The organism is Citrobacter sp. CFNIH10 (genome assembly GCF_002934585.1).
Classification (GTDB): Bacteria; Pseudomonadota; Gammaproteobacteria; order Enterobacterales; family Enterobacteriaceae; genus Citrobacter_A; species Citrobacter_A amalonaticus.
Window position 1 is genome coordinate 4,873,553 of record NZ_CP026216.1, and the last position, 13,099, is coordinate 4,886,651.

The following is a 13,099-nucleotide window of genomic DNA, read 5'->3' on the forward strand; positions in this document are numbered from 1 at the left end:
CGAAGCGCCAGAGAACATTTACCTTTAAGGAGAGGTATAAATGGAAATGTTGTTGCCGTTAATACTGGGTTTGTTGCTAGCCGTTTTCATAGGACGGTGGGCTTATAAAAAAGAAAAGACCAAGCCCAGAAAAATAATGGCTGCTCTTCTCGGTGCTGTTTTTGGATTCTTCGCACCACTGATAATCGCAGCGTTTGTTATGACTCCCCCGGAAAAAGAAAAAACTAAAGAGGAGCTTGTTATGGCAAAGCTCACGCGCTCAGTGGATGGTTGCCCACTTGATATGAAAGATCGCGTGAAAGAATCAATGAATGATCCGGATAGTTTTGAATGTATCGAAACTAACGTTATACGTCGTAAAGATGATTACGTCATGATCATGCAGTTCCGTGGCAAAAACCAATTAGGGGGAATGGTTAAAAATGTCGCCAAAGCGGAATATGATTCAGAGGGAAATTTCGCAAGGTTCATCAATTAAAAACAATGGGAGGTTTACCCTCCCATTCCAGTCCTACCTATCCTTGTGTAACCTACATCATGGTTAACATCTATACCTGAGGAACGGCTATCAGTAACACTCATTCCTTGTGGAGCACCTTTGAATTCAACGGTGATGGATCCTTTCGGTTGAGTCGCCGTTCCCTGCTTGATCTGATAAGGGTTATATCCTGAACTAGCCACCCCTGTACCATACGCGCCGTAACCACCGGCTCCCCACTGCGCGGCGTTTGCGGCAGCGACCGTATCACTGGCACCATCAGTAAACCACTCGATAATAGGCTTGAGTTTGTCCCACATGTCCTGAAACCATTTAACTATAGGTCCCCAGTTGTTAATAATGAGCCCAAGCGGGGACCAGTCGAATACCTTTTTGAGTATTCCCCATCCAGTTTCAAAATAAGGACCAACCGTATCCCATAGCTTTTTAAAATATGGCCCAATGACATCCCAGTTAGAAATAATTAAACCAGCAGCCATGGCAATGCCAGTAGCGATCATACCGATTGGAGACATGGATAATACCCGGCTCACGATACCGATAGCACCTCCCACTCCCATAAACCCCAGTTTTAAGACAGTCAATCCGGCAGCCAGCCCAAATGCCCCCCTTATAACTCGCGGATTCTCATCGGCAAACTTCGTGAAGCGCTCACCAAGATCCCCAAGCCATATTGTTATTCTTTTCGCATCACCAGAAAACGCGCTACCCATTGCTGCGAGACCGTTGGTGGCTGTGCCGGTCATTGCCTCCCAGAGGTTGGTTAATGTTCCAAGTTGGGCCTGAACACGGCTATTCAGGTTGGCCTGGCGGTTCATTTTTTGTTGAACCTGATCGTACCCATCCTTGCCTTTGTCGATCAGCGCGTTAACTACCTGTAGTGTTTCAGCATCATCGCCGAACAAAGCTTTCATTACCCCGGTACGCTTCACGTCTGACAGGCTTTTGAGCTTGGCTAATTGCTGGAATAAATTGTCCAGCCCGCCAAAACTGCCTTTACCGTCAGTAAAGTCCAGGTTAATACCAAGCTTCTGACGCGCCAGCACCTTATTTACATCATTGACCTTTTTGACACTGAGGCCTGCCTGAATAACTTTGCGCACGGCGTTACCTGCAGACTCGCCCTTCATGCCCATCTGATCCATCATTACGCTGATCGGCGCCAGACCTTGCGCTGCTTTAAGCCCATCCTTATTTACCATCTGCAGCACGGAGCTGGTTTTTGTAAAAAACGACAGCATATTGGTATCGTCAACGCCCAGGTAAAAGGCTTTCTGGATCGTATCGAATAACCCCATCATGTCATCTGAGGCTGTGCCGGTTGCATCCTGCATCTTTGCCGCGAACTCAGCCGCAGCCTCCGGTGTTTTCTTCAACTGAACAGCCAGGTAAGCCGTGGCTTTACCTACACCACCGAGGATGTTTTCAGCGGGAATACCCTGGCGCACCAGCATCTGCATCATGTTCTGAAAGTCTGCCGTTGTACCAGGCAACTGGTTACCCAGTCCGACTGCCAATTTATTGATGCTTTTGAAGCTTTTCCCGACCTCCCCATTCGCCTGCATCATGGCAACCTTAAGGCCCGTAGCCGCGTTTTCCTGATCGGCGTACGTTTTCAGCGACAGTGTTAGCCCAGCAGCAAGCCCTGCGGCCATCCCAAGCCCGCCTTTCGAACTTGCCTCTGCCTGGCGTTTAAAACTACGGATGTTTTTTTGCATCCGAGAAAGCGCAGGAGAAAGCTTATCGACACCGGTGATCAGCGCTTTTAGTTCAAACTCAGCCATTGATCCTCTTCTCCTCTTCTATCCTGTTTGCCTGGCTGACCAGTAAAGGGATCTCACTGATTGGCTTGTTCAGTAATTCAAAAGGGTTAATGCGCCAGTAACTGGCGCAGTCAAAATAGCGATCAGTGAGATATTCCGCCGTCAGCCCTGGAGGAAAAAACCAGCCACCAGCCAACCAGCAGCATTTAGATCACCAGGAGACATCTGGTCAACGGTGCTTAGCGGCACATTTGCCAGCCGGACAATATATTTCGCGATGATGTGCGCCTGGAGTTTGATCGACTCGTCCTGGTTCATCTGATAGGGATAACCCAACTCGCGGACATCTTTCCCCGTCGGCTCGTTAAACTCCAGGACACTGAGCGTTTCGCCGTGTGCAGTGATCGGGTGACCTAGTTCAAGTTCCTGCATTACTGGTAATCTCCTTCTTCACCGTGAAATTCAAGGTCTACCGTGCCTTCTTCAGCATTATGGTTTGCTTCTCCATGCAGCCAGGCGGACGACAAAACATAGACCTGACCGTTCGCCAGTTCGGCGGTAATAGTCATTTGATCTGCTGTTGTAATTTTGCTGACGGGAAAATCCTTCGGTACCTTGTAAGTACCCTTAACATAAGGTGCGCGGTGCGTTTCTTTGCGATCCACGGAACCATCCAGCCCAATGACATCATCATTGACCTTCGTGTTCATCGGCACCTCAATGCCGCCGGTCATTGATAGCTGCTGACCGTCTACTTTGAAATAACAGGTACCACCAATCTTCGCCATTATGCGGACTCCTCTGGATACTGAAGACGGAACTGGTTAACCACTGCGAAGACGCGCAACTGGTTGACATAATCAGGTGGGAACAGCGTGTTCAGGCGGTTCGGATCATTAGCATCACGCTCAACAATCAGGTACTTCTTGAAGAGCTCATAATTTTCAACGATACCCGCACGTTCCAGTTGGCGATACGTTGCCAGTAACTCACCTTTGATGACCGACGGCGTCACAATTGCCTGACCGGGGCCAAAACGGGTACCGTCGTTCGCCAGTTTATGACGGCCGTATTTACTGGTAATCACTGACTTGAGGCGGCGCAGAACGTATGCGCTGGTATGCAGGGTTTCACTGTCAAGATAACTGTTATCCGCAGAGCCGTACGCGTTTTTCTTATACGTGGTGACGTCGCGCTGAACGCGCAGAATGCCGCTTTCAACATATGCGGTAGCGACACCATGCGACAGAAGAGACTGCTGCTCTGTCATGGTAAAGCGCTTGCCCTTCGGGGCTGGCAACATTCCAACCAGTTCCCCGGTCTGTGTCGGTCGTGCCGGATCATTCCGGATGAATACCGCAGCACGAGCGGTGCGACTTGCCGCCAGTTCATCTGCAGGCGTCTGAGTCTCCTTCTCGTAACCGGACAGGGTAATATGCTGAAGATTGAACATATCTCCGGCGGTAACCAGCTCGGAAAGCGTACCCAGTTTGGCTGTGTACACATGACCATACAACTGGCGGGCATAACTCCAGCGACCGCTGGTATCGTTCATTTCGTTCGACAGCGTGTTCATTGAAGCCGCATCATTGAAAGGATGACCGATATAGTCAAACGGTTCATCGGCCATCGCCGCGATCGTTCCAGTAAGCACCGGTGCACCAGTTCCTGCCGTACCTGACGCCACTGCAATCTGAATACCTGCCGGAAGCACCTCACCACCACCAAAACCGTAATAATTCAGAGATACCGGAATTTCATTACCGCACAAACCTTTATGGCGAGCGGTCAGTGTGACCACGCCAGCAGCCGCAGCAGAGGTAAACGGAAGGTCGACATTGGCATTGATTGCTGCACTGATCGCAGTAGCAACGGCGGCAACATCATCCCCATTGATTACTGCAGCCTGCACACGGGTACGTCCGATATAAAGATTCACTGTACCGGTTTCCGTCGCGGCGCCTGTCACTGTAATCGTTACAGTCGCGGCAGCACCTGTGGCTTCCGGTACCGCAATAATGTACAACTCGCCAAACGGGTCGGTTTCGCGGTATGCGGTAACCATGCGGGCTAGCTGGCTACCCGGACCGCAAATCTGACGCGCATAATCTTTAGAAGGCATCAGGATCAGACTTTCCTTCTCAATCGTCGCGTCCGCATTGGCGTAGCCGATCAAAAGAGCAGGACCGGAATCCTGGGTGGTATTCGCCGCCGAGCTATCCATTTCCGCATAAAACAGCGGTACCAGCGTGCTCGATGGGATGGTGTTCATACTAATCGTCATTGGCTTTCACCTTTTTATTAACGCGCCGGATATCACCAGCCGCTTCGCGCCGCAGCCAGTAGTTATTCTCTTCAACATTTCGCCCTTCAGAGGGCAAAAGGTCGCCTCGGGCAGGGTCAGGAACTGACCGCCCTTTTGCGGGTTTTACAAACATATGGCCTCTCAGGAAGGAAGATTTATTTCAGTGTGAAGCTCAATATCGCCATCAGGACCACTCCCCGGATCAATAAAGTCCACATCAATGGAAAGCGTTCTGAATTCATCAAGGCTATTAAGCTCATCCTGTTGACGTGTATCATCCTCAGTCAGCTCATTCTCAACAGTGAAATCGAACTGATAGCTGAGTTCGTGGCGATTCACATCCAGCAATGTTCCACCGGCATAGGTGACAGGGTTTCCGCGCTCCTCCGGATTCCATCCGAGAAGTGCTTTGAACAACATCTGCCGGATGTCGTGGACCACATCGTATGATGCGAACTGCCCCCGCTCATCCCGGCCATTACTGACAAAAACAATCACCGAGAAACTCTCGGTAAGATCCTGCCAGTAATCTGTCTGGCTTTTTTGCTCTCCTGGGGAATCATCACCAGGAACAACATATGCCGCCGGGAGTCGCATTTTTCCGATTTCAGGCAGATCTTTAAACTGAGCAGCACCGGCTACACGGTTCTCAAAAATGGGGCAGTTTGCCCGTAGTGTTGCAATGATGGGTGAGAGTTTCATTAGCGGCGTTTCTCCGGCTTAAGTGACTGACGCAACTCACGGGCAAGGTAGTACCGCGTCCACGGACTGTTTTTTTGCAGTGTCTCAACCATGAAGTTATTACGCGGAGCAAGACGCCAGCCGCTACCGCCAGACGCTCCACGATGATGACTACGCTGACGACGTGCACCGCCACGAACACCGTAGAAAAGGAATGCCGGGTAAAAGTCACCGGTGATCAGTCTGTTTCCCTGCCCGTTTCGCTGGTTTGGTGCAATACGGGTCATGAACCCCGGGCGACTCCCGCTTGCTTTTGGCACCATATAGCCGATGGATTTCGCCAGTCGACCAGTCTGGTAACCGGGGTTTTCACCACCTTCTGATCGCCCACGACGCATTACCAGCCGGCGCGCATCACGCATGTGCCTCTGCCCGATATGGACAAACGCCCTCCGCACCCGCGCGCGGTTGAAGCGCATTTCTTTTGGTTGCTGAAAATCAACGTGTAAAAAGGGTTGTGCCATTACTGCTCCCTCCGGTTGATGCTGGCTCCGCGCCCAGTACAGTGCATTCAAGCAACAGGAACCGCCGCTTGCTGTTCAGGTCCCGAACCCGCTTAACGCGATAAACCTCATCCCCCTGCACCACCTCAAAATCGCTGGTAATCCCCCGGCGATAACGCAAAGTGATGTAGTGAGTGATGGCATTATCCGTCTGGGCTGTCTCCTGGTATGTGGTCGCGCTGGTCTGTACCACCTTCGCCCACGCTTTATACGAAATGGGGTAAACCGGCATTGTGCCAAGGTCATCAGAAGGTGAGTCAACCCGCTGACGGATAAGCACCCGTTTATCAAGTTCCCCGGGGTCTGGCAGCAGATAAGTTGCGCTGGTCTGCGCTTGTCGTAGCTTCATAGCGGAATAAACCTGTATGGCCCAACCAACCAGTTATACGCCAACGGCATTTCGCTCTTTTCAACTTCACTGACCGAAGACCGGTTTTCATAGTAATGAGTTAACAGCAGGAGCATTCCCAGTTTTACATCATCAGTCAGAACCAGTCCTTCTGTATCTTCCTCCGGAATGGCTTCATCTTTCTCGTATAGTTTACGGTTCAAAAATGATTCTGTTCGCGCCTGCACCGCGCTACCAAGCAGTTCGAGAAAAGGATCCTCATCAGTAAAATCTTCATCCAGCCGCAGCTGCGCCTTGATTTCTGGGAGTGTCAGCAGCATAGATATCTCCATGCCCGCCAGACGGCGGGCATAAAAAAACCGCTTTCGCGGTACTGGTTACATCAGGTTTTCGGTTATGCCGGCTTGCCCACCAGCGCTTTGATGGCTGCCACGTCTTCAAGGACGCAGTCAAAACGGTGAAATGCCAGGAATGCTGTTTGATCGCACTCAGCATAACGTTCAACCAGGCGCTTCAGCGTCATATAGGTGATACGACGAATAATGAAGCGGTCGAAGTCACCGAGAAACGCGAATTTCTTACCCGCAGCAATACCATCAATAGCCTGGTCAATAACATACGGGATATTCAGGATCGTTGCCGGGGTGCCGCCTGCGACATCCGGTAACCACAGTGGGCGATTCTGACCATCTACCATTTCTTCAATCACCTGAAGGGTCGAATCATTAAATGCCCAGCGGTATTTAGGGCCACCACGGTAAGCCGGATCAATAGCATGTTTCAGCTTGTTCATTTCCTGCCAGGTGAATGTTGCGGCAGCAGCAGTATTTACAGTACCGGTGACCGACGCGACCAGGCCTTTAGGCTGTACCGGTGTACCTGCGCCGGTTCCCTGAACAAGATATTTGGCTTCACCGCGCCCAATTCGCTGACCAATACGCGCAGCCAGGTACGCTTCGATATCAACACCACTATCCTGTAATAGCTCATTGGATACACGGATGATTTTGGACGACAACTTTTTAGCGCCCAGAATCGCAGTGCCGAAACTTACATCCTCTTCAGATGCTTCGGTGTTTTCACCCAGGAGTTCGCCTTCTTCCGCAGTACCGTCGGAGGTCGACCAGGTAATATCCTGACCATTCGAAGTATTGAGGATCTGCGCCACGCTGGCGATTCCACCATAGGCTTTCATCGAGTCGACGATTTTATTCAACATCTGCGTCGGTACGGTGTAACCACCTTTAGCGTCCGGCGTCGTACCCTGGGCCCGCAGCTCTTTAACTGCCTGACGCTCTTCAGCGGACAGTTCGCTGAAGTCGTGACGCAGGAACTTATCAAACGCCGCGGCGCGACGCTCAGCACTTTGCTCTTCCGGTGTATTGTTACGTTGCTGCCGACGTTGCTCATCCTCATGATCTTCAACGTGTGCCTGATCGAGGCGACGAAGTTCCTCCAGACGCCCGATTTGTTCATCAAGTGCATCCAGTTCAGACTTTGCGGCGTTCCACTGAGTACGCTGCTCATCAGTCCAGGTCGCATCACCAATTTTTTCGTGCAGCGCACGCATATCAGTAGCGATGGTGTTACGTTTTTGCTTCAGTTCGTGCAGTTTCATGTTTTTTCCTTACGCGTTAAGAAGGTTCAGCAGGCGCTCACGCGCCATTCGTTGATTAATGGCTTGCGCCAGCGCGCCACTGTCGCGCGCCTCCTGCCAGGCTTTCATGGATCGGACACCGGAATCGGCTTCCTGATAGGCCGGATAAGTCACCGGGCTCACATCAAACAGCCGGGAAAAAAGGGAGATTTCGCGGATGACAATACCTTCGTCGTCTTCGTACCAGTGCTCGCCGTCGCGGGCCACGCGGAATGCGAAAGACGACTGACTGATATCGCCACGGAACATCGGGGCGAGAACCAGATCCCGGATGGTCTGGGTTTCAGGTGCGGTGATGTCATAGCGCAACCCTTTATCATCAACGGACAGTGAAAGCGTACCGGCCGCGCTGCGCCCCAGAATAAAATTAGGGTCATGGTTAAACAGCCCGCGTACATCATCATTCAGCACGTCGTCAAACGCGCCGGGCTTGATGATTTCACGGAATCCCCATAACGGCTCAGAACGGCTGTTGAACACTGAGCCATAACCGATAATGTGTGTCGGTTGCTCACTGTGTTGCTCCGCCCGAACCTCACCGCTGTAACAGCGGACTTCGCGATCATCCATTGGGTTGCTCCTCACTTTTGGGGTCGGTAGTAAAGTCTTTCGCGGGATTTGCGGCGTTAACGCTGACCAGCATCTCGTCCAGTCCATCAACTGGATTCATGTCTTCAAACGCGCGCGCTTCGTTGCGACTCATCCAGCCGTCAGTGATGGCGAAGTGATAGAACTGCGCCCGCTCCTGTGGCGTACCACGCAGGAGACCTGTCAGGTTAAAACGCGTGTAGAAGCCTGCTGCCAGTTCAGCCCGAGTGAAAAGCCGCCGGTTAAGCTCCTGCTCCCAGTTAGTCACCCAGGGCATCATGGTGTAGCGGACAAACTGAATGGCCTGCTGGGTGATGTTGGAGAACGTGGCTTTTTCCAGATCGTTAATCATGTGTGCCGGCACATTGAAAATACCGGCAATCATGGAGCGGTTCAGTTTGGTCATGTCGATGATCTGGGCATCGACCGGTGAAACCGTTAGCGCTCTATAATCGAGATCAGCGGGCAGCAGCATGGTTTTATTCTCCTGGCTTCTCAGGGCCAGCGCTGCCTTCTGCCAGGCATCTTTCAGCCAGGTCCAGCTTTCTTTTTGAAGCGGGGTTTTGACTGAAACAATACCCGCAGGGCGAGCATTACCGCTGAAAAAGCTTTCGGTATACTTCTGCCCGCTCATCCCCATGCCAATGGTTTCGGCGTGCTGCATGATTGGGCTGAGCCCCATTTTCTGGTTATTGCCCAGCGCCCGGATATGGATCATGTCATCCGGGCTGATGGCGAAGGCGCCCTCTTCGTTGTAAAGGCCGTAGGTATAGCGCCCGCCGGTTTTCAGCAGGGTTGTTTCCCACGGCATACAACTTTCAAGGCCGACAACTTCGCCGCGCCGGTTACGCTTTACCCACGAATACCCATTTCCCCAGCCGAGGATGTGCCGCTGTTTCAGCTCGCGCCATTTGTAGCTGGTCTGCCAGATATTGGGCTCATCGTGAATGAGATAAAACGCCGGGTGATCGCGCGCAGGCTCAACTTTGCCGTTGTGTTTTCGCATAACATGGAGCGGCATCTGCGCGAGATTTGACGACAGGACGTAGATACAGGCGTAAACCGCCGCCAGTTTCATGGCAGTCTCAGGGCTGACGTACATATCAGATTTAAAAATTCCGTCCGTATCGACCAGATCACCGCTAATCGGTGTAGCCGGATTCTCCAGTGATTCACTTCTGAACAGGGCATCAAGCAACACGTTTCCCCCTTCTGGCCATTGCCAGTGCCGCCACCAGCAACAGACCGCCGGAGAACATCAGGGCGGGTGCCAGCCCAAACTGCAGATAAAACCCCGCCGTGAGCAGCCCGTATCCGGTCAGCCCGATAACATCAGTAACGAGTGATTTCATAGAATTAAGAGGTCTTCGTCTGGATCCAGTGAGGAGAGGAAATCGCCAGGCTCTTTAAGCATGACCCGTCCAATTGCCATAATCAGCGCTACTGCGCCGTCAATTTTGTTTTCGTTCTGCTCTTTGATGGGTTTCACCACATCGTCATTGCCGGGGATGTTTTTCCCCACCACGTTGGCAATACACCAGCTCATGATGGGGTTGCCGTCATGATGAAACCTGCCGGACTCGATCGCCGCTTCAAGCTCTTTCATCGGGTCTGACATGTTGGTGTAGTTCTGAATGATGGTAATGGGATTAAGCTGCTCATCCGCCAGGTCATGAGAAAGCCCGGTTGCGCCGTAGGGATCAATCGGTGACTCGGTGACCGGGTTCAGTTTGTTCGCTGCTTTGGCCTCCTCCAGGATGTAGCGGTAATCCACCTCCGCGCCATCAGTGACGGTGAGGTAACCCATCTCCACCCATTTCTGAAAGCGTTCAGCAGTGCGGCGATCCTCGTTTTTCTCCACGCTGTAAACCGTGTCATACGGTACCCAGAAGCGTGGCGCCACACTGTAATAATGCGTTTTGCCATCAATCTCGCGGGTGAACAGCCTCGCCATGCTGTTCATATCCAGTTTGCGTGCAAGGTCGAATGCCAGCACACAGGGCTGCCCTTCGAAATGCTCGAGCGTAAGCGTTTTGTCTTCGCAGTTCTGCCAGGACACAAGGTTATAGAAAGCCGCCCGCGCCGCCACCCAGATATTCAGATGCTTGGTTTTAAAAACGCCCGCCTGCCGGGCATTGTTAATCGCGCGCTGCTGCTGACTGAGAAGAAAATCGCGGTACACCGAGACGCCCATATTCGGGTTCGCCTTCTCCAACACCTTCGGATCCGTCCAGTCGTCGCCTTCATCAACCGTGTAGATGATGCCGAACAGCTCCTCGTTGGGTACCGAGCCGTTAAGCATCTCGATCACTTCGCGGCGTTTGTCGTAGCACGGACCTTCAATGTTGTAACCGGCGGTGGTGATCGCCCACATCAGCGGCTGGCGACGCGCGCCCATTCCGGTCAGCATGGTGGTATAGAGCGAATCGGTCTGGTGTTCGTGGTATTCGTCGACGATGGCGCAGTGCGGCGACGCACCGTCGCCCGGGTTGCCAATCAGCGGTTCGAACCGTGCACCGTCCTCAGGCCGGTTCAGGTTGGAGGCATTCACCTCGATGCCGAACGCTTCAACGAGCAGCGGAGTCCGCTTGCACATCAGCCGCGCAGGACGGAACACTTCCCACGCCTGTTTTTCAGTCGTGGCGCCGGAATACACCTCCGCGCCGAACTCGTTATCACAGGTGAAACAGAACAGCGCCACGCCTGCGGAGATTGCCGACTTACCGTTTTTGCGGGGGATCTCAGTGTAGACCTCTCGAAAGCGGCGCAACTTTGAACCTTTTTGCACCCATCCAAAGGCACAGCAGACAATGAAAAGTTGCCATGGTTCGAGGGTGATTGGCATCCGTTTGAATGCCCATTCGCCCTTGGTATGCGGCAGCAATTGAATAAACTTCGCGGCCTTCTCCGCCATGTCCTTATCAAAGCGGTACCGGAATTTGCGGCTTTTCTCCTGAACCATGTCGTCGATGTGGCGCTGGCAGGCCTGAAGCACAAACTGGCACGCGGGTATCTTTCCCCGCACAACGTTGCGGGCGTATTGATTCGCGGCGTTGACGTTAGGGTACGATTTCCGACTCATGAGTTAATCATCTTCAGGAAGGGGTTGCTGGTTTTCTTCTGTCCGGCGAGCCCGATAAGGCGCTGGCGGCTGCTGGGATCGAGACCCAGCATAGAACCGGTAGAACTCATCTCCGATTCCTGTTCTTTTTTGGCGGTAAGTTCAGGGTTCTTTATCTTTCCGCCCATCGCCCCGGTGATGGAAAGACCATCCCTGGCGATATTCTTTACGGCGCGCCGCCAGAATTCATAGGCAACGCACCAGCGCTCAAGTACGGCCAGATCGGTAACGCATAAAAGCCCCTGCCCGCATAACTCCTTCGTGGTCAATTCCCACATGACAGATGCCATAGGCATACCATCATCTTCTGCAAACCACTCTGGAGGCGCCACGCCCTTAATTGGTGTGAACACCGGTTCATCTTTATTCAGGGCTCGCTTGCCGGGGTTACCGGCCAGTTCCTTGCGCGCCGTTGGCTTGGGACGACGCCCGGAACGCCCCGCCGTTCCAGCCATAAGCGATACTCCTGGTTAAATTTCATTTTTCGCGGGTATAAAAATTCGAGGAGGCGGGCAGTCCGGAAGGCACTCGGTCGCAGAGATTTGACCTCCCCCTACCCAGCTAATAATGACATTAATTCTCACTTGAGCCGCTCACGCGCGGTCTTCGCGGCGTGGCACGACCAGCACAGGCTTTCAAGGTTGCTGTCTTCATCAGTACCGCCGTGGGCCTTCGCCTTGATGTGGTCCACGCAGGACGCCTGCTTCACTATCGCCTGCCGTAGATGGTTCTGACACAGCCCTTTGTCGCGCTTAAGTATCCGCTCCCGGATGACTTCCCACTTTGTTCCGTATCCACGCTGCTGCCGTGATTGACCTGGCTTGTAGGACTTCCAGCCTTCACCTTTGTGATTTTCACAGTAGCCAGACGGGTCTGTTGTGGTGTTCCGACAGCCGCGAACGCGACAAGCCTTCGGTGTGCGCGGTGGCATATTCACTCCCCAAACGTATAGCATTATCGCAGGCACTCATTGAATGCCTGCTGTAATGTCGCGATCAGCCAATCAACAATTCTGGCTGCGTCACCTGCATGATGTGCTCATGCTCCAGTGCCAGGACGCGCTTTTCCTTCTTGCGTTCGTTCATTAAACGACTGCCGATCGTGCCTTTCAGCTTCGAGCGTGTTTCTTTGATGGCATAGCGGTGCTGCATTTCTTCGCCCATCTCCATGCGTCGGCTAAGTTGTTCGGACATCCAGTTGAATGCTGAGATATAACTCTCTTTGATTGCTGCAGCAGCTCTCCCAGTGAATCCCATCACAACCATGATCCAGCCATCTCTTGTCAGGCTGTACATCGGGCGAACCTTACCCTGCTCATCGATATAATCAGCCGACGCAAAATTGCGTTGGCCAAACTCACTCGAGCAATCGGACTTAACCTGCTCGATTTTCCTGAGCACATCGCCGTGTCGCTTGCCGAAGTACTTGGCAACTTTTCTGGAAGTGGTGACGACCTCTCCGTTTTTGGCTTGCACCATTTCGCGGAAGTCGAAGGCCGGAATAACTGACGGATTATTCATAGCGTTTTTACCTTTTAGAAAGATGAGCCTGTTCGCACAGAAAAGCCGCCCCG

General features: G+C 52.6%; 18 protein-coding genes. 1 reads left to right on the top strand and 17 read right to left on the bottom strand.

Annotated features, from left to right (window positions below; genetic code table 11):
* The first annotated feature begins 40 nt into the window (after positions 1-40).
* Positions 41-478, top strand: coding sequence for a hypothetical protein (locus C2U53_RS27860; RefSeq protein ID WP_086512943.1), 438 nt, complete (start codon positions 41-43; stop codon positions 476-478).
* Positions 479-492: 14 nt separating this feature from the next.
* Here C2U53_RS27860 and C2U53_RS27865 read toward each other — a convergent pair whose 3' ends face one another.
* From C2U53_RS27865 to C2U53_RS27945, 17 genes are all read right to left on the bottom strand, one after another.
* On the bottom strand, positions 493-2,283 hold the full coding sequence (locus tag C2U53_RS27865) for a phage tail tape measure protein (RefSeq protein ID WP_104446774.1): 1,791 nt from the start codon (positions 2,281-2,283) through the stop codon (positions 493-495).
* A gap of 141 nt (positions 2,284-2,424) precedes the next feature.
* A complete protein-coding gene (locus tag C2U53_RS27875; RefSeq protein WP_058588179.1) occupies positions 2,425-2,694 on the bottom strand; it encodes a phage tail assembly protein in 270 nt (89 codons plus the stop codon).
* On the bottom strand, positions 2,694-3,050 hold the full coding sequence (locus C2U53_RS27880) for a phage tail tube protein (protein ID WP_046401748.1): 357 nt from the start codon (positions 3,048-3,050) through the stop codon (positions 2,694-2,696). Before C2U53_RS27880 ends, C2U53_RS27875 begins: the two co-directional genes overlap by 1 nt.
* On the bottom strand, positions 3,050-4,546 hold the full coding sequence (locus tag C2U53_RS27885) for a phage tail sheath subtilisin-like domain-containing protein (protein ID WP_104446775.1): 1,497 nt from the start codon (positions 4,544-4,546) through the stop codon (positions 3,050-3,052). The genes C2U53_RS27880 and C2U53_RS27885 overlap by 1 nt, the downstream gene beginning before the upstream one ends.
* Positions 4,536-4,700, bottom strand: coding sequence for a DUF2635 domain-containing protein (locus C2U53_RS27890; protein WP_086512940.1), 165 nt, complete (start codon positions 4,698-4,700; stop codon positions 4,536-4,538). Before C2U53_RS27890 ends, C2U53_RS27885 begins: the two co-directional genes overlap by 11 nt.
* An 8-nt stretch (positions 4,701-4,708) precedes the next feature.
* Positions 4,709-5,269 (bottom strand): hypothetical protein, encoded by a 561-nt coding sequence (locus C2U53_RS27895; protein WP_104446776.1) that lies wholly within the window; start codon positions 5,267-5,269, stop codon positions 4,709-4,711.
* Positions 5,269-5,772, bottom strand: coding sequence for a hypothetical protein (locus C2U53_RS27900; RefSeq protein ID WP_104446777.1), 504 nt, complete (start codon positions 5,770-5,772; stop codon positions 5,269-5,271). Before C2U53_RS27900 ends, C2U53_RS27895 begins: the two co-directional genes overlap by 1 nt.
* Positions 5,747-6,160: a phage head closure protein gene (locus C2U53_RS27905; RefSeq protein WP_086512938.1), complete on the bottom strand. Its 414-nt coding sequence runs from the start codon at positions 6,158-6,160 to the stop codon at positions 5,747-5,749. Before C2U53_RS27905 ends, C2U53_RS27900 begins: the two co-directional genes overlap by 26 nt.
* Positions 6,157-6,480 (bottom strand): head-tail connector protein, encoded by a 324-nt coding sequence (locus tag C2U53_RS27910; RefSeq protein WP_104446778.1) that lies wholly within the window; start codon positions 6,478-6,480, stop codon positions 6,157-6,159. Before C2U53_RS27910 ends, C2U53_RS27905 begins: the two co-directional genes overlap by 4 nt.
* A gap of 74 nt (positions 6,481-6,554) precedes the next feature.
* Complete coding sequence (locus C2U53_RS27915) at positions 6,555-7,778, bottom strand: phage major capsid protein (RefSeq protein WP_104446779.1); 1,224 nt, start codon at positions 7,776-7,778, stop codon at positions 6,555-6,557.
* Between the two features lie 9 nt (positions 7,779-7,787).
* On the bottom strand, positions 7,788-8,387 hold the full coding sequence (locus tag C2U53_RS27920) for an HK97 family phage prohead protease (protein ID WP_086512935.1): 600 nt from the start codon (positions 8,385-8,387) through the stop codon (positions 7,788-7,790).
* On the bottom strand, positions 8,380-9,606 hold the full coding sequence (locus C2U53_RS27925) for a phage portal protein (protein WP_172740606.1): 1,227 nt from the start codon (positions 9,604-9,606) through the stop codon (positions 8,380-8,382). The genes C2U53_RS27920 and C2U53_RS27925 overlap by 8 nt, the downstream gene beginning before the upstream one ends.
* A complete protein-coding gene (locus C2U53_RS30060) occupies positions 9,596-9,757 on the bottom strand; it encodes a hypothetical protein (RefSeq protein ID WP_172740607.1) in 162 nt (53 codons plus the stop codon). Before C2U53_RS30060 ends, C2U53_RS27925 begins: the two co-directional genes overlap by 11 nt.
* Positions 9,754-11,487, bottom strand: coding sequence for a terminase large subunit (locus C2U53_RS27930; RefSeq protein ID WP_104446780.1), 1,734 nt, complete (start codon positions 11,485-11,487; stop codon positions 9,754-9,756). Before C2U53_RS27930 ends, C2U53_RS30060 begins: the two co-directional genes overlap by 4 nt.
* Complete coding sequence (locus tag C2U53_RS27935; RefSeq protein WP_104446781.1) at positions 11,484-11,981, bottom strand: phage terminase small subunit P27 family; 498 nt, start codon at positions 11,979-11,981, stop codon at positions 11,484-11,486. The genes C2U53_RS27930 and C2U53_RS27935 overlap by 4 nt, the downstream gene beginning before the upstream one ends.
* 125 nt (positions 11,982-12,106) lie before the next feature.
* Entirely contained in the window at positions 12,107-12,457 is a 351-nt protein-coding gene (locus C2U53_RS27940; RefSeq protein ID WP_016239647.1) for an HNH endonuclease, read from the bottom strand.
* Positions 12,458-12,521: 64 nt separating this feature from the next.
* Positions 12,522-13,046 (bottom strand): Rha family transcriptional regulator, encoded by a 525-nt coding sequence (locus C2U53_RS27945; RefSeq protein WP_104446782.1) that lies wholly within the window; start codon positions 13,044-13,046, stop codon positions 12,522-12,524.
* Positions 13,047-13,099 lie beyond the last annotated feature (53 nt).